This window comes from Streptomyces sp. NPDC002926, from assembly GCF_053591755.1.
In genome coordinates this window covers 49932-73624 of sequence record NZ_JBSFUK010000009.1, presented here as the reverse complement: position 1 = coordinate 73624, position 23693 = coordinate 49932, and the positions used below count along the sequence as shown (strand labels likewise).

17 protein-coding genes are annotated in these 23693 nt (G+C 72.0%); 14 read left to right on the top strand and 3 right to left on the bottom strand.

Going from position 1 to position 23693, the window contains the following annotated elements; translation table 11 throughout:
* Positions 1-2 precede the first annotated feature (2 nt).
* From ACWDZ6_RS17250 to ACWDZ6_RS17235, 4 genes are read left to right on the top strand one after another with little or no spacing between them, the layout of a single operon-like run.
* Positions 3-3551 (top strand): hypothetical protein, encoded by a 3549-nt coding sequence (locus ACWDZ6_RS17250; RefSeq protein ID WP_451503522.1) that lies wholly within the window; start codon positions 3-5, stop codon positions 3549-3551.
* Positions 3551-4930: a hypothetical protein gene (locus tag ACWDZ6_RS17245; protein WP_451503521.1), complete on the top strand. Its 1380-nt coding sequence runs from the start codon at positions 3551-3553 to the stop codon at positions 4928-4930. Before ACWDZ6_RS17250 ends, ACWDZ6_RS17245 begins: the two co-directional genes overlap by 1 nt.
* A gap of 52 nt (positions 4931-4982) precedes the next feature.
* Positions 4983-6350, top strand: a complete 1368-nt coding sequence (locus tag ACWDZ6_RS17240; RefSeq protein WP_451503520.1) for a hypothetical protein — start codon at positions 4983-4985, stop codon at positions 6348-6350.
* Positions 6340-7734, top strand: coding sequence for a hypothetical protein (locus tag ACWDZ6_RS17235; protein WP_451503519.1), 1395 nt, complete (start codon positions 6340-6342; stop codon positions 7732-7734). Before ACWDZ6_RS17240 ends, ACWDZ6_RS17235 begins: the two co-directional genes overlap by 11 nt.
* 48 nt (positions 7735-7782) lie before the next feature.
* Here ACWDZ6_RS17235 and ACWDZ6_RS17230 read toward each other — a convergent pair whose 3' ends face one another.
* Complete coding sequence (locus tag ACWDZ6_RS17230; protein WP_451503518.1) at positions 7783-9135, bottom strand: M64 family metallopeptidase; 1353 nt, start codon at positions 9133-9135, stop codon at positions 7783-7785.
* 139 nt (positions 9136-9274) lie between these two features.
* Between ACWDZ6_RS17230 and ACWDZ6_RS17225 the strand changes: the two genes are divergently transcribed.
* Complete coding sequence (locus ACWDZ6_RS17225; protein ID WP_451503517.1) at positions 9275-10615, top strand: helix-turn-helix domain-containing protein; 1341 nt, start codon at positions 9275-9277, stop codon at positions 10613-10615.
* A 108-nt stretch (positions 10616-10723) separates the two neighbouring features.
* On the opposite strand, the gene ACWDZ6_RS17220 is transcribed toward ACWDZ6_RS17225, so the two are convergent.
* Entirely contained in the window at positions 10724-11983 is a 1260-nt protein-coding gene (locus ACWDZ6_RS17220) for a PucR family transcriptional regulator (RefSeq protein WP_451503516.1), read from the bottom strand.
* Between the two features lie 25 nt (positions 11984-12008).
* Positions 12009-12173 (bottom strand): hypothetical protein, encoded by a 165-nt coding sequence (locus tag ACWDZ6_RS17215; RefSeq protein WP_366729742.1) that lies wholly within the window; start codon positions 12171-12173, stop codon positions 12009-12011.
* Between the two features lie 165 nt (positions 12174-12338).
* On the opposite strand from ACWDZ6_RS17215, the gene ACWDZ6_RS17210 reads away from it, so the two are divergent.
* From ACWDZ6_RS17210 to ACWDZ6_RS17170, 9 genes are all read left to right on the top strand, one after another.
* The gene (locus ACWDZ6_RS17210) at positions 12339-13346 is read left to right on the top strand and encodes a DUF3068 domain-containing protein (protein ID WP_451503515.1); all 1008 of its coding nucleotides are present in this window, start codon (positions 12339-12341) and stop codon (positions 13344-13346) included.
* Between the two features lie 109 nt (positions 13347-13455).
* The gene (locus ACWDZ6_RS17205; RefSeq protein ID WP_451503514.1) at positions 13456-14622 is read left to right on the top strand and encodes a glycosyltransferase family 4 protein; all 1167 of its coding nucleotides are present in this window, start codon (positions 13456-13458) and stop codon (positions 14620-14622) included.
* On the top strand, positions 14619-15389 hold the full coding sequence (locus ACWDZ6_RS17200; protein WP_451503513.1) for a class I SAM-dependent methyltransferase: 771 nt from the start codon (positions 14619-14621) through the stop codon (positions 15387-15389). The genes ACWDZ6_RS17205 and ACWDZ6_RS17200 overlap by 4 nt, the downstream gene beginning before the upstream one ends.
* On the top strand, positions 15382-19659 hold the full coding sequence (locus ACWDZ6_RS17195; protein ID WP_451503512.1) for an alpha-(1->3)-arabinofuranosyltransferase domain-containing protein: 4278 nt from the start codon (positions 15382-15384) through the stop codon (positions 19657-19659). Before ACWDZ6_RS17200 ends, ACWDZ6_RS17195 begins: the two co-directional genes overlap by 8 nt.
* Positions 19656-21008: a condensation protein gene (locus ACWDZ6_RS17190; protein ID WP_451503511.1), complete on the top strand. Its 1353-nt coding sequence runs from the start codon at positions 19656-19658 to the stop codon at positions 21006-21008. The genes ACWDZ6_RS17195 and ACWDZ6_RS17190 overlap by 4 nt, the downstream gene beginning before the upstream one ends.
* The gene (locus ACWDZ6_RS17185; RefSeq protein WP_451503510.1) at positions 21005-21724 is read left to right on the top strand and encodes a class I SAM-dependent methyltransferase; all 720 of its coding nucleotides are present in this window, start codon (positions 21005-21007) and stop codon (positions 21722-21724) included. Before ACWDZ6_RS17190 ends, ACWDZ6_RS17185 begins: the two co-directional genes overlap by 4 nt.
* A gap of 4 nt (positions 21725-21728) precedes the next feature.
* Complete coding sequence (locus ACWDZ6_RS17180; RefSeq protein ID WP_451503509.1) at positions 21729-22637, top strand: DMT family transporter; 909 nt, start codon at positions 21729-21731, stop codon at positions 22635-22637.
* Positions 22627-22836, top strand: coding sequence for a Trm112 family protein (locus tag ACWDZ6_RS17175; protein WP_366729734.1), 210 nt, complete (start codon positions 22627-22629; stop codon positions 22834-22836). The genes ACWDZ6_RS17180 and ACWDZ6_RS17175 overlap by 11 nt, the downstream gene beginning before the upstream one ends.
* Positions 22837-22995: 159 nt before the next feature.
* On the top strand, positions 22996-23649 hold the full coding sequence (locus ACWDZ6_RS17170) for a hypothetical protein (RefSeq protein ID WP_451503508.1): 654 nt from the start codon (positions 22996-22998) through the stop codon (positions 23647-23649).
* Positions 23650-23693: the final 44 nt, after the last annotated feature.

Below are 23693 nucleotides of genomic sequence, written 5' to 3'. Positions count from 1 at the left end.
CCATGAGCAGCGCACTGGAGATCTCCTTCCGTGTCCCGCCGCGCACCGGGACCGACGCCGGCACCACGCCCCACCCGGGAGTCGTGGCGCTCGGCCGGCGGCACTTCCGCGTCTACGCCGACCAGGACGGCTTCGCCCTGCCCGAAGTACTGGTGGAGCGCGAGCCCGGCAACTTCGGCTACCTCACCGTCCATCTGCCGCCCCGCGTCGAGGTCCGCGCCGAACCCGGGGAGCCCATACCGGCCCAACTGGCCCACGCCCTGGAGACGGTCTGGGTCCCGCAGGAATACACCATCGTCAGCGTGGACGGGCTCCGGGTCCTCTCATCGAACGGCCGGCTGCCGGTGAGCCTGGTGTACGGCGATCCTCGTACGGCGACTCCGGGTGCTCCGTTCCCCGGGAGGCACCTGCGAGTCGATGTGCACTGGTCCGTCGACTACACCGGCCCGGCGGGCAACTACACCGCTCCCGGCAGCGTCACCGTGGAGTTCGCGCCGCCGGGTGAGCAGCCACCGACGGCGGCGGAAACGGCCTCCGGGTTCGCCTCCGGATTCGAACCCGAGGACGACGGCGAGTTCCTGGCACTTCGGACCCCGCAGCCGGCGGGCGACCACTTCCAGCAGTTCGTCGTCGTCGATCTGGGCTCGACAGCATCCACGGCGACACTCTGGGACCTGGGCAACATCACCCACCGGCTGGTCGACCCCGATCAGACGGCGGCTCTCGCCGAGTTGATGAGAGAGTTGCTGGAACCGCCGCCCGGCGCTCCCACCGAGTGGCTCAAGGTGGTCGAGTCGATCATGTCCGGCCGACTCGTACTGGGTCGCCGGGGCGGACAGCGGATCACCGGGCGGGAGGCGCTCGCGCGGCTGAACGACGCCGATGTCGTCGACGCCCTGTTGGTGAAGGTGGAGCAGAGCCTGCATCAGGACAGCCGGCCGGCGCTGCGGGACTGGCTGGCGTCGCGCCTCTACGACGGTTACGCCCGCGTCATGAGCACCCCGGCGCTGGACCGCCACAAGCTGCGGCCGGTGGACTACGCGGACATCACTGGCAAGCGCACCCATGCCCCGGCGAGCGCCCTGGTCGAGCAGCTGAAGCCGGCCGAGGACGGGCCCGGCGTCGATCCGCTGCCGCAGGACCGGCGTTTCGAGCTCTGCGGGGAGAACGCCGACGGCGCCATCACCGGTATCAAGCGCGCCCTCCTGGAGCATCCGCCGCGCCCTGTCGGCGGCACCGACATGAGCGCCGTCCATCTGGCCCAGCACATGTATCTGCGGCTGGTGGAACGGGCGGAGGAACTGACCCGCCGCGAGGGGGACCGGTCGGAGCCACGGCTGCGCACCGCCGTCATCACCTATCCGACGAGCATCCTGCCGGAGATCAAGCTCCGGCTGGAGACGCTCGTACGCACCGGGCTCGGCATCCCGCAGGTGGTGATGGACTACGACGAGGGGCTGGCCGCCAGTCTCTTCTTCGTGATGCGGGAGCTGTCCGACAACCAGAACCTCGGTCTGGAGGCGCTGCGTTCCCGGTCGCGGCACGTCAGCGACGACCCGCCGACCTGGCATCGCATTCTGCTGGCCATCGACATCGGCGGCGGCACGACGGACATCGCGCTGCTGCGGCTGGCGCTGGTGGACCAGACGCCGGAGCTGGCGGCGGAGGAGGAGTTCGTCTCCGGCCGGGACTACCGGCTCGAACCGCAGCTGCTGGGCTCGACGGGGCACGGCCAGCTCGGTGGCGATCTGCTGACTCTCCAGGTCTTCTACTGGATCAAGGCGTGCTTCGTCGACCAGTTGCGCTCCGGTGCCGGCAGCCCCGGCACGACATCCGGTACCGGCGCGGACGGTGAATCCGTAACCCGTGCCCTCTCCACCCGGATCGCCGACCAGGCCGCCGAGATGCTCAACGTCATCGTCGCCCCGGACGTCCACCGCACACTCGACGAGTACCTTCCGACGCGCTGGGACAATGTGCGCGACGAGGCGGAGCGCGATCGGCGACGGCGCCGTTTCACTCTGCTCTGGCAACAGGCCGAACTGCAGAAGCGCGCGCTGGGCAAGGGCGCGGACGGCAACGGGGGCGAGGGCTCGGCGGCTGCCGGGACGATCAGGACCGATCATGTCCAGGCGATTCTCGATGCCTGCTCGCACGGGCTCGGCCAGGCGAAGGAGGTCCGGCTCGACCCCGCCGACTTCCGCAAGCTGCTGCAGCCGGTACTGAGCCGGGCCGCGGAGATGGGCGGCGACCTCGTACGTACGGTCTTCACCCGCATCCACGAGGAGAACACGAAACGCCTCGCCAAGGGCCTGGACCCGCATCCGGTACCGGCCCTGGACCAGGTGGTGCTCTCCGGCCGCAGCAGCGCTCTTGAGCAGGTGCGGGAGAACGTCATCGACGTACTCACCAAGGTCGACGCCGACTCGCAGGTCCGGCTGGGCTGGAACCCCACCGCCCTCGCGGTCGAGAAGGGGTTCATCGCCAAACAGGCGACCTCGCTCGGCGCGGCCTGGGCCCATTCCACCCACGCCCTCGCCGGCGTGCTGGGCGGACAGCGGACGCGGCTGCGGGCCACGGACGCGGTGATCCGGCTGAGCGATCTCGACATCAGGACCCAGGGGCTCTTCTCCGCGCTGCCGAGCGATTTCGGTCCGGTGACCGGCGAGGCCAGGGTGCTGCCCGTGCTCCGCGCCGGTACCCCCTTCATCGAGCTGGACGCGCGGGGCACCCGCGGGGTCCGTACGGACTGGCAGCCGCTGAGCGACCTGGTGCTGCTGTATCGGGCCGTCTCGTCGAAGGACTCGATCCAGTGGGGCAGTTTCAACCTGTTCCTGGCCGCCGACGCGGAGTCGATGAAGGAGCCGCTGAGCGAGGTCTGGCGGAGGATGGACGGCAGTGGGGTCAACTACCGGCTGGAGATGGACCACCGGCTGTTCTCCTACATTCTGCTCTGCAACGGCACACCGCATCTGCTGGTCACCGGCCAGCACCTGGAGCTGAACGACGCACTGCCGGGTCTGGCCTTCAACGCCTCGCTCGGTCAGTGGTCGCTGCCCGGCAGCCTGTGTGTGTCGCTCGGCGCGCCGGACGCGGGCGCGCCGGACCTGGTGGAGGTGTTCCCGGCCCCTCAGGCGTCCGGTGGGAGCGCTGGTGCGGGTACAGGCGCAGGTACGGGTACGGGCGCCGGTGAGACGTATCTGGGCGAGCTCTTCCACGACACCACCGATTCCGAGGAGCCACCGGTGCCGGGCCGGGTGGCGGTTCTCGACGCGCTGCCGGTCCGGGGCAACTACCACTTCTATCTGCTGCGCGACGGCAGCGGCCAACCCGAATATCTGGGCCGGCTCCCGGCCCCGGGCCAGGGCGAACACTCGGCGACGCTGGACGCCCACGGCCGGCTCCGCGTGCACCGGGGCACCGTCCCCTATCTGCCCGCGGAGACACTGCGGCAGGTCGAACAGCGTCCCGGCCGGGTACTGCACCGGCCGATGAACCGCGGTGTCAGCAACTTCAACAAGCACTGGGACCCCACGAACGGGAGCCATTGATGCCCGCCACCAGCACCGCCACCAGCACCGCCACCGACCACTGGCACACATTCGCCGAAGCCGTCGCCGACACCTTCAGGGCGGGCCCCTCGGCGAGCCGCGACACTCTGCTGGACGCTCTGCGCCGCTGTGAGGAGGCGCTCAAGGAGGTGACGGCGTCTCACGAACGGTACGGCGGCGACTCCGACGAGGTGATCTCCCGCGTACTGGACGCCCGCAACGCCCTCGGTCTCGCGATCCGGGCCGCCACAAGGCCGCCGGCCACGGGTGGTCACGGGGCGGCCGACGGGGCGGACAACCGGACCGGGGCCGCCCGGTTGACGAGCGAGAACGATGGCGACACCGGAACCGGGACCCGGTCCCAGGGCGTGACCGCAACGCCGCCCGATCCCGGTCCGGTCCTCGACCGGGGGGCCCGATGTGCCGCCCGCCTGGTCGAGTTGGGCGATGAACTGCACAGGGACCGCGACATGTACGTCGGCACGTGGCGGCGCCGCCCGCCCGGGCCCATCACCGGGAAGGACATAACGGGTGCCTGGGAGTCACTGCACATCGCCCTGCTGCGCCTGCCCGAGAAGGACGTCGCCGCCTGGCGGAACAAGTTGGCCGCGGCCGCACGCGAGTACCTCGGCACCGACTGCGCCGCAGCGGCCGGCGAGCCGGACGACCAACCCGTTCCCGCGCTCGGTGATCTGCACAGCGGGGTTGTCCTGCCGCTCGCCCTCACCACCGAGGGGGCACTGAGAAGAGCCGCCGCCGCGGCGCCGTCGGACGTTCTCGACGCACTCGGCATCGGCGACGTCGCGTCCGGGGACGTGGGCGGCCCCAGGCTCCAATGGGCCGCACGGGCGGCACAGGCACTGCTGCTGGCGGAGCTCGACCCCGAGTTGCGAGCTGTCCTCGGCCCGGACGGCGCTCCTGCCGGCCTGCGGCACGAACGGCGGGACCGGTACCGGAACGCGCTGGTGACCAGCTTGAAGACCGCCGCCAGCGCACTGAGCGGCGGGGCCGGCTGGACCCCCTCGACACAGTTGGGCCCCGCGCTGCAACTCGACCTCGTACTGGGCGGACTGCACCACGAACCGGCGGCCGCCGCCCCGGACAGCTGGTGGTGGCGGTGGCGCAGGCAAGTGTCGGGCATCCTTCAGCCCCTGGCCCAGAAGGCGGGCCATGAGCTGGTCTTCGACGAGACCCACACCTGGCACGAGCCCGAGCTCTCCGCATTCACCAGGAACAATGTGGGGGGCGACAAGAGGCGGGACGAGCAGTTGGTGCACTGGGTGCTCCAGACCCCGCTGCGCCGGCGCGGTGGAAAGGGGACGGAGTGCCCGGGCCGGGTGGTCTGGCGCCCCGACCCTCCGAACCCCGGCGGGCTGTGACATGGCTGGGCCGGCGGGGATCCATCGCCACACGGGGAGCGGCCCATGGTGGGTGCGCGCGAGCGCGGTGCTCGCCGCGTCCGAGGTGGGGCGCGCCGCCGGACTGTCCCGGCAGCTCGCGGCCGATGTGGCGATGCTCGGTGCACAGGACGGTGCCGCGAGGCGGGTTCCGCTCCGGGTCGTGGTACCCCGTACCGGCGACGGCCCTGGGCTGGTTCCGCTGCTGACCGGGCTGCGCATCGCCGATCCGCCCTTCGCCACGGACCTTCTTCCGGTCTCCGTGCTCCACACCGCCGTCGACCGCCCCCGACTCCGTTTGACGTCCGCCCAGTCGACGGCGCTCGACCGTCTGGCCCGGCTGCTGACCGCCCGTCCTGAGCTGCTGGGCGAGGCACTGCGCGCCTCGCCCGGCACAGTGGCCTGGCTCCGCGTCCGCGCGTCGGAGGCCGGCGCCGGTCCCTTCTTCCGCCCGGGCTGCGCGGGCGCCGAAGCGGTCGCCCGTACCTGGCGCCGCTGCCAGGACCTCACCGCCGCCGGTCCCGTGTCGGCGGTGCTGGATGCCTCCGTGGCATCGGTACCGGCCGCGCCGGCGGTGATCCACGCGCCGTTCCGCGCCGCTCTCCTGCCCTGGCCGGCTCCGGGCGCCGGCGGGGACGGCCTGTGCATCGAGATCGTCGATCTACCCGTCGTAGCGCCGGACAGGGCCGGACCCGCGACCCGGCGCGCGCTGCGCCTGCTGGCGCTCGAAGTGCTGCAGACCGCGCACCTCGTGCTCGCCGTGCTGCCGGCGGACGAGCTCGGTGGGGACGCGAAGCCCTCGCCCGCGGTCGCAGTGCTCGGGGGACTGCTGGACCGGGTCCGGCGGGCGCCGCACGCGCCGCCGGTCGTGCTGGTCGCGACCGTGGCCGGGCTGCGCGGCAGGCATGGCATGGCGGATCTGGGCAGCTGGTTGCGTGGGCGCGGCGGCCGGACCGTCGGGCCCGCGGCCGAGGGACTGCCGGTGTACGCATTGGCCTTGCCGGAGGCCGGACTGGCGGCGCGGCTGCTCGACGGGACGGTCCGGCGGCCCGGGTACGCCGTGCGGCAGGCGGAGGCGGACTGGGCTGCCTCCGGGCTGGCCGCGTTGAGCGATGGCGTTCTGCGTCCGCTGATCGGCGAGGTGCCTCGCGAGGTTCCCGTGCTGACCGTGCGGCGGTTGCGGGCCGCGTGCCGGGACGTCCGGCTCGGCTGTCACGACCTGACGGCACGCCATGAACGGCCCACGGCCGACCCCGCGGTGTCGCCCGGGTCCGGCGAGCCGCTCCGGCCGGGCGACGGAACCGAGCTCTGGGACCGTCTCGAAGCATTCGCCGTCTCCGCGCTCGCGGAGCGAACCGTGTGTCGGCTGGCCACGGAGGAAGGCCGGCCGCGTGGAGACTGAACCGCTCGTTCTGGTCGCGCTGTTCGTGTCCCTGGTCGCGTGCGGCGTACTGGCCGTCGCGGCCCGTCGTCGTGGCCCGCGCCACACGGTCCTGCCCGCACAGCGCCAGAAGGAGCTGTTGGCCCCGGAACTGGAGCGGACTCGCGGGGCTTACGAGGTCCAGCTCACCAGGGTCCTGGGAGAGCGGGAACAGGCGCTGGTGGAAAACCGTGCCCTGCGGTCCCGTCTCGCCGAGGTGGAGGGCGGCGTGGAGGCTGCCATCGCGGCGCAATTGAAGGTGCGACTGGCTGCCGCACTGGAGGCAGAGGTGGAGGCGCGAGTGGCTGCCGCGCTGGAGGCGCGGGTGGAGGCGCGGCTGACCGCCGCCTTCGAGGCGGAGGTCGAGAGGGGCGTGGCTGCCCGGATCGCCGAGGCGTCGGCGGCCGCCGCCCGGAACCGCTCGCAGGACGGAGCCGACGTCCCCGACCCGCCCGGCGCGCCGCCGCTTTCCCCGGCCGTACCCAGCCGACTGCCGCTGGGCAGGGACTCCGGGGCCGACAGCACCGTCGACGGTGCGGACCTCGGTCCGCTGATCGTCCGGTCGGCCTCCGTCCGGGGCGACCGGCAGCGCGAGGACGGTGAGCACCGGCGGGACGCGGTCCACCTTGGGCTGGTGGAGGAGATCCCCTCTCCGACGCTGCTCAGCGTGGTGGCCGCGGGTGCACCGCGCGGACCGTGGTCGCGTTCGGCCGCGGAGCGGGCCTGCCGGAGTCTCGCCGCGCAGCTCGGCCACTACGGCGAGCGGCTCGGCACCGAGCTGTATCAGGCTGCGTACGCCACCACGCGTGTCCCGGCCGATGACAGCGAGCTGGGGGGCCTGCTGCGCACCGCCGTTCAGGGTGTGGCCCACTCCGTGCGTCTGGTGGCGCGCAACGAGACGGGCGGCGTGGGCGCCGGTACCGGCAGCACCGGTGCGGCCGGTGACGCTGCGGTCGAGCTCGCGCTCACCGGACTGCTGTCCCGCCTGGGCGACCATCAGCTGCGTGAGCATGTGGCTTTCGGTATCGGCGACGGCTCCGTACTGCGGCTGCGGGAAGGCGTCTGGGACGGGGTCTTCACCGGTGCTCGGCAGGCGCGGCTTCCCACCGGCGCGCAGGAGCTGCGCTGGGCCCGGTTGGAGACCCGGCCGGGTGACCTGCTGGCGGTGTGCAGCGCGCCCATGGCGGAGTTGCTGCTCCGCGAGGATCTCGGTGACTGGTTCGCGGAGCGCTGGGTGGACCGGCGGCCGTTCCTCACGACGTTCTTCTCCGATGTGAACGTTCGGGTGAGGTCGGCCGGGGGCGACCGGTCGGTTGTCTGTCTGTGGGATTTCGGGGAGGCACGCCACACCCGCGATCAGCCATGAGCCGTCCGGAGTCTCGCTGGTTCGCGGGCCGGCTCTCGGCCGACCGGGTCAGAGCCGGATCTTCCAGCCGGTGGTGGACTTCAGCGTCCCGGCGATCTTCGGGTCCCGCACGGCAGGCGTACGGTCCTCGGCGGTGACCGCCAACGTGTGCGTGCGCAGGTCGAGCAGCCATAGGGCCAGGTCCGACACCCGCACCCGGGTACGGCCCGCGAAGGGCTTCAACTCCCTGCCGTCCAGATACCAGCGAATCCTGAGCTGCCGCCCGTCCGCGCCCCTCAGCCGGGGTACGGCGGCCTTCGCGGTGTCTTTGAGCCTCAGGGTGCGATCGGTGGGCGTGACCGCGGTGACGACCTTCGCGTGGCGGTAGAAGCCGGCGATCATCGCCTCGATACCGGGCAGGTTGAAGGGCTTGCCGAGGGAACGCATCAGGGAGTTGTCGGTGGGCCGGTACAGGCCCGTGACGTAGTACCCCCCGCCCTCGTACGTGCCGACCGAACCGCCGTCGGGCGATTCCTCGCCGAGCCAGCGGTGCCACTTGGCACGCTGCGCGGACATGTCCCCGGCGGCCAGTGTGGAGCTGTTGGACTCGGCGGGCTCGGGGCCCGTGTACTCCTCGTAGCCCGGGTAGCCGGGGTAGTAGTACTCGTCGGCGAGCTTGCCCAGCGAATGGCCGGTCTCGTGGATGGCGACCTGGCCGGACTTCTCGTTGCCGGCCGAAGCGGTGGAGATGCCCTCGTAACCGAGGGTCTCGCTCGGCTCGTTGTAGCCCGCGCCGCCGTACTTGGCGCTGTTGGCGAGGACGAGCACCAAGTCGGCCTCGGGTGCCTTCGCCACATACCCGTCGACCTTGTCCTGGTCGATGCACAGCAGCCGCTCGATGTCGTCGCACCAGAAGTACGAGCCCAGGGCGGTGTCCCGGACGATCTCCGGACCGGGGTCGCCCGAGACGCCGGACTGGTTCGACACGGCGTCGACCGCCCATACGTTGAAGAGTCCCTGGTACGTCGTGTACGGCTCGACGGCCGCCACCTCAGCCCATTTCTCCTTGGCGTCGGCGTGGAACCGGTCGAGCTCGGCGGCGGTATAGCCGTCCCCCACGACGACGATGTCCAGCCGGTCGGCGGTGGAGCCGTTGTCCACCAGCTTGGTGACCTCGCCGTCGGCGGCCTCCTCGGCCGCCGAGAGCCGGGAGGAGGGCCGGGCCCGGCCCTCCTGTGGTACGCGTGTGCGGCCGGATCCGGCGGCTGTGCCGTGTTCCGGCCCGGGTATCTCGACCTCGACCCCCGCCCTGCCGGGCGTCGCCGGATCCGCTGCCGCGCTGCCGGGTGTGGCGGCCAGTACGGCCGCGAGGGCGGCGGCCGCGCCGACCGCCGCCAGAACTCTGCGCCGTGCTGAACGCATGAAACTCTCCCCCTGACACGGAAGTTAAGTAACCAAGTAAGCACGATGAACGAGTTGCTTAAACTAGGCGGAGGTGCAGGAGGTGCGCAATCCCTACTGCCCCTGAATACTGGGGAGTTCGAGAACCAGGGGGTTCCCAATGGACGAACCGGCCGAGATCGGCCTCCGGGTGCAGCGACTGCGCAATCAACGCGGGCTGACACAAAGGCAGTTGGCCGAACCCTCCTACACGCCCGCGTACGTCTCGACACTGGAGTCCGGCAAGGTCCGGCCCTCCGAGACCGCGCTGCGCTTCCTCGCGGAGCGGCTCGGGACATCGTTCGAGGAGCTGGCCACCGGACGCCCCGCCCATCTGGCGACCGAACTGCGGCTCGCCCTCACCGACGCCCAGCAGCAGCTCGCCACCGGCTCCGCCGACGAGGCCGCCGTCCGCTACCGCCGGCTCCTCACCGACGCGGAACACCTCGACCTCGCTCCCGAGCAGGCCGAGGCGCTGCTCGGACTCGGCGACTGCGCTCTGGAATCCGGCGAACTGGTCGATGCGGGCCGGCACTTCGAGGCGGCGGAGCGGCTCCTGGCCGGCGAACCGCTGCCCCGCCGCGCCCGTGCGATCCGGGGCCGCGCGATCGCGCACCTGCTGGCCGGGGAGCTGCGCTACGCCTGCTATCTCCTTGAGTCCACCATCGCCGAGCTGGGCGCGAGCGGCCTGGCCGACCCCGAGGCGCTGGTGCTGCTGTACGCGGCCGTCATCGGCCCGTACATCGACATGGGAGCCCACGCCCGCGCCGCGCACGCCGCCGAACTCGCCCTGGCCCTGGCGCCCCAGGTCAACGACCCGGCGCTGGTGGCGAGCATGCACCGGCAGGTGGCCCGTACGTTCCTCGCCGAAGGACGCACCGCCGACGCCGACGCCTCGCTCGCCAAGGCCCAGGCGATCTACCGGCAGCTGAGACTGCGGACCGATCTCGCGCACTGCCACTGGATGCGCGGCTACGTACAGGCACAGAACGGCGAACTCGCCCTCGCCGAAAAGGAGTTGCGCACGGCCCGCGACATGCTGGCCGCCAAGCGCGCGGTGCTCTACACCGCCCAGGTGGAGGTGGAGCTGGCCGATGTACTGCGCCGGCTGGGGCGGCACGACGAGGCGGCCGGCCTGCTCTCGGCGCTGCTGGAACTCGACGACCGGCACGGCGCGGTGCACGCGGGCGGCGCGCACCGGCTGCTCGGGCTGATCGCCGAGGAGCGGGGAGAGGCCGAGGCCGCCGAGGAGCACTACGTCCTGGCGCTGGCCCTGCTGGAGCGCAGCGGGGCCAGCGGTGATCTCGCCGACCTGTGCCGTCTGCTGGGCGACCTGCTGCGCCGCGGCGGCCGCACCGAGGCCGCCCTGGACGCGTACCGCACGGGACTGGGCCATCGGGCAGCACCCGGCACGACGACCCTGGGGCCGGCCCCGGCGGCTCCGTCGATCCCGCAGCACTGAGGGCGGTCCGCGGGACCGGTCGCAGCCGTGGTCCCGCGCGCGGCCGTGGTCCCGGCGTGTCCCGGCGTACACGTGAACGTGCGCGGTCACGGTCTGCCGGGACAGTGCTCAGCGCTCCGTCCCATGTCGTCCTGCGCCGCCCGGCAGCGGGTCACCGGAGTATCTGGCCACCCCCGCATCGCGCAGGCGGCGGGCCCGTAACACCAGCTCGAGTTCGAAGCGCCGGTCCGGATCGTCCACCTCGTCGCCCAGCAGTGCGCGGATCTGGCGTAATCGGTAGCGCACCGTCTGCGGATGGACGCCGAGCCGTGCCGCGACCTCGGGGGCGCCGCCACGTGTCTCCAGCCAGGCGAGCAGCGTCTCGACGAGCCGTCGGCTGTGCGCGGGGGCGCACTTGTCGAGCGGCGCCAGGCAGCGACGGGCCAGGTCCTCGATCAGCTCCTCGGGCGGCAGCAGGACCAGCGCCTCGGTGTGCTCCGTGCACTGCAGGACCTGGCCTGCCGGGAGCAGGCCGCGTTCCATCAGGCGTACGGCGGCGCAGGCCCAGTGCAGCGACTTGGCGGCCTCGGCGAGCGGAACCGGCGGTCCCATCGCACCCGACCAGCCCGTCATCGCGCGCCCCAGGAGTTCCGGCCGACCCGCCGCGTCCGGCTCGGGGACGACCATGCGCGGCTGCTCGTACTCCATGTCCAGCAGCACGTCCTGACCCACGGCCGGGGGGACGGACTCCGGGGCCGGCCGCAGCAGTACTCCGACGGCGACCTGTTCGGGCAGTGGCCAGCCGATGCGTTCGGCATGCCCGGCCAGGGCATCGGTGGGATCCGTGCGGTGCTCGCTGAGCATCAGGCTGATCAACCGCCGCTGCAGCCGCAGCCGTTCGCCCGCCTGGCGGGCGGCGGCCTCGACATAGCCGCGTACGGACTGTGCGACGAGCCCGTCGAGATACTCGAATCCCGACTCCACCAGCTCGTACATGGCCGGCGGCGGGATCTCGACCTGCTGGCCGATCTCGGCGAGGCGACGCCACGCAAGCCGTACGCCGAGCCGGTAGATGGCCTGGAGGGAGTCCAGGCTGCGGCCCTGCAGCACTTCCCCGCGGCCGAACTCCCGGAACACCTCCATCTGACGCCTGTGCGGCCGGTCCTCCTCCACCACGAGGTGGTCCACGAAGTCCTCCAGCGCGCCGCGGATGCCGATCAGGGCCATGGGCTCGCCCGAGTCGTCGACGACGAGCGGCAGGCCGGGAAACTCCTTGCGGATCTCGACCAGGATGACCTGGGCGAGTGCGGGCACCTCGGCCATCGCCAGCGACGCGAATCTGCGTGCCCGCAGGCGGGGTACGTCCCGCCAGGCCGTGCGCACGGGCATGGGTTCCTCCCTCGCTGCTGGTCGGCTACGGCTGCGGGGATGGTGTCGGCCGGCCCGTCTCGAAGGAGACGAGAGGCACATTGGGCTGCTCGGGTGTGGCGTTCAGGGCGGCAACGATGCCGAAGGCCGCTCCTACGGCGAGGACGGCGGCGGCCATGGTGGTCAGCACGGCGGCGATCAGTCTGTGCATGGTTCAGCGAGCCTTTCGGTCGGAAGGCACCCCGCCCACGGCTCCGGCTCGGCGATTGCTCAGTCTGCGAGTGTCATTGACACTCCGTCAAGAGGACGCATACGGTCCCGGCCCGTACAGACGCGCACCGTCCTGAACCCGTCCTCGCTCCCAGGGAGTGCCCCCATGCGTCGTACCGCTTCGCCATTGTCGCTGGTCCTGTTGGGTGTCGGCGTCTTTCTGCTCGTACTGGCGCCGATGCTCGCCCGGTATGTGGAGCCACGCGCCGAACGCACCCCGACCGATACCAATGTCACGACGGTGTTAACCGGCACCGGGGAATATTTCGACACGACGAGCCTTCGAACCGTCCGGGCCCAGCCGATCACCATCACGCGGCGGGTGCTGGGCGATGTCGCCGCGAGCGAGCGCAGCGGGCGGGCTGTGTGGGACGTGTCCACGGCCATCGACACCCCGCAGACGCTGGCCTTCCGCGACCCCCGCCGTTCCTACCAGTGGACGCTGGAGCGCTGGGTGACCGACCGCAGGACCAACGCTCCGGTGCACTGCTGCGGGGAGACGCCGGAGTATCAGGGCGAGGCCTACCTCAAGTTCCCCTTCGACGTGCAGCAGCGCGATTACCTCTGGTGGGACAGCACGCTGGGAGCCACTGTCAGGCTGGAGTTCAAGGGCACCAAGAAGGTCGCGGGCTACGAGGGTTACCGGTTCACCGGATCCGTGAAGGACACCCGGACGGGCACCCGCCAGGTACCGGGCCGGCTGGTCGGCCTGCCGAAGCGGAGCCAGGTGCACGCCGAGGAGTGGTACGCCAACCAGGGCATCGAGCTCGTCGTCGACCGCCGGACCGGCCGCATCATGAACGCCAGGATCGCTCCCCGCAAGACGCTGCGCGCACCCGGTGCCCATGAGGCGAAGGTGGTCCTGCTGGACAGCCCGGGGCTGGAGTTCACGGCGGACACCCAGCAGCAGCAGGTGGCACTGGCGAAGTCGGACAGCGGCAGACTGCGGGCGCTGGGCGACACCGCGCCGATCGGCGCGGGAGCGGCCGGACTCGTACTGGCGGCCGCGGGTGTCGTACTCGTCGCGCGCGGCAGGAACCCGCGAATCCACAGCAATGCGAACAATGTGATGGAACGTCAGTCCGAAAGCAGGCCAAATTTGTCACCGCCGTGAGTAGCGGCATCGAACACCGGGGCGGACACTACCAACCCCACCCCGTCCCAGACCGCTCGCGCACCAACACCCCCCACCGTCCCGCACCCCGAGGCGAGTTGGAGCTCGAATGCCCCAGCACGTACCCCCCATGCTGCGCGCGCCACTCCCCCACCACCGTCCGAAGTCCCCGCAACACGACCCTCCTTCCGGCCCTCCGCCGCATCCCCGCCGGATCGTCTTCCTCGCCCGCCGCGACCTCGGCAACCCGGCCGCCGGCGGCTCCGAACTGCTCATCGACCGTATCGCCGACGGGCTCACCGCTCACGGACACCAGGTCACGCTCCTGTGCGGCGGTCCCGCCGCCTTCCGCGACTACCGCGTGGTCTCGGCGGGCGGCGACGCCGGACACTTCCTGCGCGCCCGCCGCGCCTTCGAACGGCAGGTCGGTGACTGCGACCTGTTCGTCGAGGTGTGCAACGGCATGCCGTACCTCGCCCCGCTGTGGCACCGCGGACCGACGCTCTGCCTGGTCAACCATGTCCACACCGACATCTGGACCGAGCGTTTCCCCGGCCCCGCCGCCCGGCTCGGCAGAAGGCTCGAGCGCTGGGCACTGACCCGCGCCCACAGCGGCAATCTGCTGGTTGCCGTCTCCCCTTCCACGGCCGATGCCCTCCATGGCCTCGGTGTCCCGCGCGAGCGGATCCGGCTCGTCCACAACGGTGTCGAGGAACCGGGTCCGCTCGCCCCCACATCGGCGGAGCCGCTGTTCCTGGCTGTGGGACGCCTCGTCGAGTACAAGCGGATCGAGCTGCTGCTGCGTCTGTGGGAGCGGGTCAGACCGGTCACCGGAGGCCGGCTCGTCATCGTGGGTGACGGGCCGGAACGGGCCAGGCTGCAAGCCCTCGCCGGGCCCGGCGTGACCTTCACCGGCCGGGTGCCGGAGGCCGAGAAGCACCGGCTGCTGTGCGCGGCCTGGATCTTGTTGCACCCCTCGCTCGTCGAGGGCTGGGGACTGGTGGTGACCGAGGCGGCTGCTCGGTCCACACCCGCCATCGGCTTCGACGTACCCGGGCTCAGAGACTCGATCGACGACGGCGCCACCGGTGTGCTGGCCCGCGGCGAGAGCTCGTTCGCCGCTGCCTGGTGCACACTGGCACTCAGCCCCGAGCGACGCGAGGCGCTCGGCCGGGCGGCCGGGCAGCGGGCCGCGCACTTCCGCTGGGGCGCCACGGTCCGGCAGTTCCGGGCGGCGGCCGCGGAGGCCGCGCCGCAGCGGAGTGACCGGCTGTGAAAGACCCCTCCATCCGCAGGTCCCTCACTCTCTTCCGGGCGTTCATGGGCGAGCGGACCGACCCGGACCGGTGTTACACCCTGCTCGCCCACGACGCCGCCGACCAGCTCGAGCGGCACATGCCCCTGAACGACCGGCTGGTGGTGGACGTGGGCGGCGGAGGCGGCCACTTCACCGAGGAGTTCAGGCGGCGCGGAGCACAGAGCTATCTCTTCGAGCCCGATCCGCGGGAACTGGGCGCGCGGGGCACCATTCCCGCGGGCTCGGTGCTCGCCGACGGCTATCTGCTGCCCCTGGCCGACGGCATCGCCGACATCTGCTTCTCCTCCAATGTCCTGGAACACGTCGCCGACCCGCAGACCTTCCTCAGCGAACTGATCCGCGTCACCCGGCCGGGCGGGCTGATCTACGTCTCGTTCACCAACTGGCTCTCCCCCTGGGGCGGTCACGAGTGGGCGCCCTGGCACTATCTGGGCGCGGACCGCGCCCGCGCCCGGTATCTGAGGCGGACCGGGCACCCCGCCAAGCATGCCCTCGGCGACAACCTCTTCGCGATCCACATCGGTCCGACCCTGCGTCAGGTACGCGCCCGCGGGGACGTGTCCCTGATAACGGCCCGCTCGCGGTACTGGCCGTTCCTCGCTCAGGCCGTCACCCGCGTTCCGGGCCTGCGCGAGATCGCCACCTGGAACCTCCTCCTCATCCTCCGGCGCCGAACAGAAACGGCAGCAGCGATGGACAGCCAACTGCGAGCCACCCGTGGCTGAGACGACGTTGACCCTCCCCCCGGGCCGGCCCGGCCGCCCCCGGCCCACCGCCCCGCCGCCCCCGCCGCCGGCCGGCGGACCGCGCCGCAGAGCGTGGCTGCTGGCCTTCTGGGCGGCGGTCCTCGTCGCGTTCCTCTCCGTATCACCGGGCAGGATGACCTTCGAGACCAAGCTCGGGGTGGTCGCCGACCCATGGAAGTTCATCGGCGATCTCGGGGAGCTGTGGCAGAGCCGCGCCGGATTCGGCGGACTCTCCAACCAGTACGCCGGATACGCCTTCCCGACCCTCCCGTACTACGCACTCACCGACCTCGCGCACATCCCGGTGTGGCTGGCCGAGCGGCTGTGGCTCTCGCTGATCGTGACCTGCGCGTTCTGGGGCGTCCTGCGGCTCGCCGAGCGCCTGGACATCGGCAGCGCACGGACCCGGCTGCTGGGCGCCGTCGGCTACGCGCTGTGGCCCACCTTCACCATCGTCGTCGGCTCCACCTCGGCGGCCGCGCTCCCCGGCGCGCTCCTTCCGTGGGTGCTGCTGCCGCTCACCGGCACCCGCACCGGCCCGCGGGCGGCCTCGGCCACTTCCGCGCTGCTGGTCCCCTTCATGGGAGGGGTCAACGCGGCATCCACGCTCGCCGCGCTGCTGCCCGTGGGGCTCTATCTGCTCAGCCGTCCGGCAGGCCCCCGCAAGCGCGCGCTGATCGCCTGGTGGGTTCCCGGCGTCGTGCTCGCCACTGCCTGGTGGGTCATCCCGTTGCTGCTGCTCGGTGTCTATGGCGACGACTTCATGCCGTACGTCGAACAGGCCGACACCACCACCGGCACGATGTCGGCGACCGAGCTGCTGCGCGGCACCGGCAACTGGGTCGCCTACCTCCACTTCGGCGAAGCCTGGCTGCCCGCCGGCTGGACCGTGGTGACGGCGACTGTCACCATCCTCGGCTCGGCCTTCGCCGCCGCGCTGGGGCTCGCGGGCCTGGCCCGGCGCGATCTGCCCGAGCGCCGCTGGCTGCTGAGCACCGTGCTGGCCGTCGTCCTGATCGCACTGGCCGGATACGCCGGTTCCTTCGGCGCCCCCTTCCACGACACGGTCCAGGACTGGCTGAACGGGCCGCTGCGGCCCTTCAGGAGCGTCTACAAGTTCCAGCCCGGGCTCGCTCTCGCGCTCGCCTTCGGCCTGATGCACCTGGTGGCCACGGCGGGCGAGAGCCGCGGTGCCCGGCCGTTCCCCCTGCGGCGTCACGCCCCCGCGCTCGCGGCGTTGCTGATACTGCCGGGTCTGGCCTGGCCCTACGTGAACGGGACGATCCTGCAGCCCGGCGCCTTCAAGAAGCTGCCCGGCCAGTGGACGCAGGCCGCCGAGTGGCTGGCGGAGAACTCCCACGAGAGCCGCGCCCTCGTCGTCCCCGCCACCGCCCACGGCCTCTACACCTGGGGCTCTCCCATCGACCAGCCCTTCGACGTGCTCGCCGACTCCCGCTGGGCCCAGCGCGACTTCGTGCCCTTCGGGACGCCGGGCTCGCGGCGTGCGATGGACGCGGTGGATCAGGCACTCATGAGTGGCGGCGAAGTGCCGGGCCTGCGCGACTACTTGTCCCGCGCCGGCCTCTTCTTCGTCGTCGTACGCAACGACCTCGACCCGGACCAGATCGGATACGTCCCGCCGATCACCGTGAAGCGCACCCTGGAAGCCTCCGGGTACCGAAGGGTCACCGGGTTCGACCCGGTGCTCACCGGCGGCCGGATCCCCAGCGGCACTCCACTGCAGGTCCAGGGCATCTTCCCGCGTATGCAGGCCGTCGAGATCTATGAGCCGACCGGCATCCGGCGGCCCGGCCAGGTCGGCCTGCGGGCGGTCGCGGACACCGCGGTGGTCAGCGGCGGCCCCGAGGCACTGCTGCAACTGTCCGCCGATCCCCGCCTGCGGAACAGGCCCACCGTGCTCACCGGGGACAACCACCCGGGGCTCGGCACACCGGCGGCGCAGTACGTCGCGGACGGGCTGCGCCGCGCCGACACCCGCTTCGGACTGGTCAACAGCAACACCTCGTACACCTACACCGCGGAGGAACGGAACCCCACCGGGAGCCTGCAGGACCCGGGCGAGCGACCGCGGCAGATCCTGCCGGTGAAGGGCACCGGTCACCAGACGACGGCCGAGTTGCGGGGCGCGGCCTCGGTGACCGCCTCCAGCAGTGGCAACTGGCTGTTCCACCTGCCGCAGTACGACCCGGTGAACGCCTTCGACGGCAACCCGGGAACGGCGTGGGCCGAGGGCAGCGCCGGGGACGCCGCGGGCCAGTGGCTCCGTATCCGCTTCTCCTCGCCCACCGACATCCCCGCCTCGCTACGGCTCACCCCGCTGCCCGGCGACGGAATGCGGGCCGCCCCCACCTTCGTCCGGGTGGAGACCGACCGGGGCCTCGAGGACAGCGCGCTTGCGCCGAACGGAAACCCCCAGCCGGTCAAGGCACCCGCGGGGCGGGCGACTTGGCTGAAGATCACCATCCTGGCGGCCCAGTCCCCCAGGGCCGGACTGGGCGGCGCGGGATTCAGCGAGGTCTCCGTCCCCGGCGTCCAGGTGACCCGGCTGCTCCGGCTGCCCACCGACGCGCTCGGCACCGGGGCCCGGGCCGAGGTCCTCTCGCTCCATCGCGGCAGCGACCCCGGCGGCCTTTCGCCGGTCTCGGCCGAGGAGGGCCTGCACCGCCGGCTCAGCGTCGGCAGGGGCGCGGATTTCGCCGTCACGGCACGGGCGCTGCCGGTGCCGGGCGAGGCGCTGGACCGGCTCGTCACGAGCGCCGATCCGCGTCAGGGGCGGCGGATCACGGCAACCGCCGACTCGACCAGCCGGCTGGGGAACGGCCTCAGCCCGCGCAATCTCGTCGATGAGGATCTGACCACCGCATGGATCGCCGGCGACCGGCCGGTCATCCATCTGCGCTGGCCCGGCCGCAGGAGCATCGACGAGATCGTCCTCGCAGCCGCCGGGGGACTCTCCACCCGGCCCGAACAAATACTGATCAGCACCCCGAACGGCGCCGTGACGGCCGCCGTCGACGAGAACGGCCTGGCGCGCTTCGAGCCGGTCACCACGGACCGGCTCGACATCACCGTCAGCCGGGCCGCGCCGCTGACCGTCCACAACCCCGTTGCCGGCAACCGGATGCAGCTGCCGGTCGGCCTCAGCGAGGTCTACGTTCCGGCACTCGCCGATCTGCGCACACCGCCGCCGGCTTCCCACCTGAGGTTCTCCGTGCCGTGCGGCGAGGGGCCGCCCGTCGCCGTCGACGGCACGCTGCACGCGACGAGCGCGTCGGGAACCGTGCGCGATCTGACCGAGCGCCGGCCCGTCGACGTCACGCTCTGCCGGACGCCGGGCGGCACTCTCGCGCTGGGCCGAGGGCTGCACCAGGTCGAGGCGGGCGACGAAGGGCCCCTCGCACTCACCGACATCACCCTGACCCGCGGCGAGGTCCGCCCGACCGCCGCGAAGGAACCGCGGGAGGCGACCGCGGTCGACTGGCGCGGCGACCGGCGGTCCGTGACCGTCGGTGCGGGCGAGGCCGGCTACCTCCAGATGTACGAGAACGCCAACGACGGCTGGAAAGCCACCCTGAACGGCAAGCCGCTGATCCCGTTGCGGATCGACGGCTGGCAGCAGGCCTGGCTGATCCCGGCGGGCGAGGGCGGCAGGGTCGAGCTCGAGTACGTACCCGTGCTGCTCTACGACATCGGGATGATCGGCGGCGCGGTGGCGGTGGCGGTGCTGGCGGGTCTCGCACTGGTGCGCCGTCGGGGCGGTGGCCCGGCCTCCGTCGCGATGGTGCCGCCTGCGCCCGGATGGGTTCTGGGCTGCGTCGCGCTGACCCTCGTGGTCGCGGTCGTCGCGGGGCCCTTCGCGCTGATCGTCCCCGCGCTGGCGGTGGTTGCCCGACTGCGGCACTCCCTGCTGGTGCCGATCGCACTGGTGGCGATGGCCGGTGCCGGGATCGCGACCGCGACGGGGGCGGGCGATCCGGTCTCCGCCGGGCGGGGCGCGTTCGGTCCGGTGGCCCAGTTGCTGGCGCTGATCGCACTGTGCGCGGCCGTGGTCACCGTGGACCGGCGGGCAGGGGCGGCACCTGCCTCCGCGGCACCGGACCCGAGGCCCCTGCCCCGGCGGGTGCGGCCGGCGAACCGTTCTGCCGGGCGCCTTGTTCCGGGCCGGGCGCCCCACCCTGATCCGCCCGGCATCGCACCGCCCGACCCGAGGGAGGCCCCGCCGAGATGACCGCCCTGCAACCCGCCAGGCCCGGGCCTCCGGCCGAGCCCCCTCCGGGCCGGATTCCGTTTCCGGTCGTCGATGAGATCTCACGGCACTGTCTCCGTGCGGAGGAGCCCGAGACCGTACACATAGAGGTGCACCTGCCCCGGCAGCCGGATCCGCAGAGGCTACGGGCCGCGTTCGGCGAGGCGCTGTTACGGCACCCGCGGATCCTGGTGCGCGAGGCACCCGGCCACTGGTACCGACGGCGCTACGAATGGGAGCTGACGGGCACCCCGGACGTGGATCCGGTCGGCTTCCCGGAACGGGGGCCCGGTGCGCTGGAGCGGGCCAGGGCCGGAGCACTGTCCGAGGCTCCGCCGCTGTCCGTTTCCCCACCCGTCCGGCTGGAGGTGGTGGAGCCGTCGTCGGCGGACGGCTCGTGTGTGCTGGTGTTGACGCTCAACCACACCGCCCTGGACGGGCCCGCCTGTCTGCGCGTACTGGCCACGGCCGCCGAGTTGTACGGCGGCGCCGCCGCCTCCGCGCCGCTTGTCCGCTATCCCGTCGGCGGGGCGGGGCGGCCGGGGCCACCGCCGCCCCTCCGCACCGGCGGGCCGGGCCGGCCCGCCCGTGTGGCACCGGCGACCGATGTCCGGGGCGCGGGCGGAAACGGACTGCTGCTGGCCGAGCTGCCGGTGCCGCGCCGACCGGCCGGGGCCGGCTACACGGTCAACGACCAACTCCTCGTCGCCACCTGCCTGATGATCGGCCGCTGGAACCGGCTGCACGGTGCCCCGCTCCGGCCGATGCGTATCACCATGCCTGTCGACGACCGGCCCCGCGGCGCCGAGATGCCCATCGGCAACGGCACCCGGCTCGTGGAGGTCGGATTCGGCGCCCGGGAGTGCGCGCGGGAGCCCGGCCCCGAGACTCTCGCCGCCCTGCTGCACCGCACCGCCGCACGAACCCGCGCCCTGAAGTCGGCACCCCGCCCGCAGCTCGGCCACGCCGCCACCCTCCTCACCACACCCGCCCTGCCCGTCGGGATACGGGCGGCCCTGACCCGTGGCGTGCGGCGGGCTGCCGCTCCCTGGACCTCGACGACGCTGCTCAGCAACATCGGGCGCATTCCGTACCCGCTGGACTTCGCGGAGGCGGGCCGGGCCGAGGCGGTCTGGTTCTCGGCTCCCGCCGCGATGCCGCGCGGACTGACCGTGACCACCGCCAGCACGCAGGGACGGCTGCATCTGGCGCTGCGCTGGTCGCGCGCCCTCCTCGACGACGCGGCAGGGCAACAGCTGTGCGACTTCTTCACGGAGTATCTGGCCGCGATGGCGACCCTGCCGGCCGTTTCAGGAGGCGACGGGTCATGACGGGAACGCTCCCCGCGGGACTGCGCGAGTTCTACGAGAACCCGGCCGTCCCCGTCGCCTCAGGAGTCGAGCGCAGCCGCCGCCAGGCAGTGATGCTGGCCCGGGTGCTGCCCCCCGAGCCCTCCCTCGTCATCGACGTCGGCTGCGGCGACGGCTCCGCGGCGGCGACCGCCGGCCCACTCCTGGGCAATCACCGGATTGTCGGTGTCGACTGGTCCCAGGACGCGCTGCGCCGGGCCGCGACCCGGATGCACCATGTCGTACGGGGCGAACTGGCCGCGGGCGGGCTGCCGTTGGCCGACGCGAGCGCCGACGCCGTGCTCTTCAGCGAGGTGATCGAGCATCTGGTGGACCCCGACAGTGCCATGGACGAGCTGCGCCGCATCCTCAGACCCGGCGGCCATCTGATGCTCTCCACCCCGAACCTGGCCGCCTGGTACAACCGGGTGCTGCTGGCCGCCGGTGTGCAGCCTGTGTTCTCGGAGGTCAGCCTGCGGGGTATTCACGGGCGTCCCGGATCACAAGTGGTGGGCCATCTGCGCCTGTTCACCGCCCGCGCCCTGCGGGGATTCCTCACCGCCGCGGGCTTCGAGGTGGTCACCCTGGCCGGCGGGCCATTCCACGGTGTTCCCCGCCCGCTGCGCCTGATCGACCGAGCCGCCTGTGCCGTGCCGTCCGCGGCCTCCATCCTCCTGGTGCACGCCAGGCGGGTGTAGCGCCATGTGGTGGGGTGTGGCCTCGGCTCTGCTGGCCAACGTCTTCTACAGCACCGGCTTCGTGCTCGAGAAGCGGGCGCTGTCCGGCCTGCCGCGACTGAGCACGGGACAGCCGGCCCGAGTCGTGCGGCTGCTCGTCGGCAGCCCCCTGTGGGTCGGCGGTTCGCTCGCGCTCGCCGCCGGCTTCGCGGCACAGCTCGCCGTCTACCGCACCCTTCCCATCGCGGCCGCGCAGGGCATCTTCGTCTCCGGCCTGGTGCTGTTCGTTCTGCTCTCCTCGGTCGTGCTGGGCGAGCGCCCCAGCGGCCGTGAGCGACGCGGCGTGGCCGTGATCACCCTCGCCCTGCTGATGGTCGTGGCCTCACTCAAGCGCTCCGACGCCGTGAGCGGTCATGCCTCGCCCGGCCGGGTCCTGCTGGTGTGCCTGCCCGCGCTCGCGGCGGGGCTGTGGCTGTACCGGTCCGTGGAGCGCCGGACCCGCCGTCGTCACCGGCTGCCGACCGCGGGCGTCGAATACGGCGTCGCCGTCGGCCTCCTGTACGGCGTCAGCTCACTCGCCATCAAGGGCGTCTCCGGTCATCTGACGACCAGCGGTATCAAGGACGCGGTCTTCTCCCTGCTGCGGTCTCCGTATCCGTACATCCTGCTCTTCACCTCGGTCACCGGACTGATCCTGTCCCAGACCGCTCTGCAGCGCTGCCGGGCATCTCTGATCGTTCCCGTATGCACCACCGTCACCTGCCTGTTCACAGCCGCGCTCGGCACATTCGTCTTCGGTGAGTCCCTGCCGCAGGACCCACTGCGACTCGCGCTGCGGCTCGGCGGCACCGCACTGGCCGTCTCGGTCCTGCTGATGCTTCCGCGTCATGACGAACCCCCCGTACCGGCAAAGGAGTCGGCCCATGAAGCCTGACGATCCGCTGCTCAGGATCATCGCCTGCCCGATCGACAAGGGGCAGCTGACACTGCTCCTTCCCGAGGAGGTCCTCTACAACCCGAGGCTGCGCCGGCGCTATCCGATCATCGATGGAATCCCGCAATTGCTTCCCTCCTCCGGTGCCCGGGTCCCCGACGAGGAGCACGAGCGGATCATCGGACGGATCGGGCCGTGACACCCGCCGCCACCGGGACGGCGTGCGACTTCACCACGCGTGTGCTGCTCTTGATGGAGTGGACGACCCGCGGCACTACCCGGGCCCGCCCGCCTGCGGGCCCGGCCCCGCGGGCGCTCTCCGCGCAGGAGCGGAGACGGGCTGTGAGAAGGAGGAGCCATGTCCCACACGACGAGAGCCTCCCGGCACCTGAGCGGTCTGCGCGACGCGCGCTACGGCGAGATCCTCCTCATCTCGCCGGGCGAGGACGGTCATCTCAAGGCGGCCGTCTATAACACCTTCGGTATCAACGACTGTCCGCCGGAGCGGTGGAACGCGCTCGACGCCCGTGCGCTGGCGGACCAATTCCAGGTGCCGATGGTGTTCCTGAACGGACCCCGCTTCTGGACGATCGACGAGGTCACGACGTTCCAGTGGGGGGACACCGAGATGTTCGGCGGCCTGGAGGCCCGCTGGGTGGCCGAGGTCCGCATCCCGGCGGAGATCGACCTCACCGGGGCGACGGCCAAGAAGTTCTACGTCGATTCCACGGTGAAACGGGACACCGAGTACATCCTGTCCGGCGGCCGGCCGGTGCATGCGCTGAGCGCCCCCGGCGACCGCACGTACATCCTGCAGGCGTACTCCCACACCGTGGACGACAGCCAGACGATGGAATCACTGGCCACGCTCGGCCGGCGCCTGCGACTCCCGCAAGGCTGGCAGTATCAGGTCCACACCCCGCAGGACGACCTTGTCGTGCGGACGGTCGCGGGAGAGGCCCACGTCGTGCAGGACGAGCTGGAGAACACGTACATGCTCCTCGCCCACTGAGTGGTGGCCCACCCACAGTGCTGCCTGCGGCATGCGGCAGGATG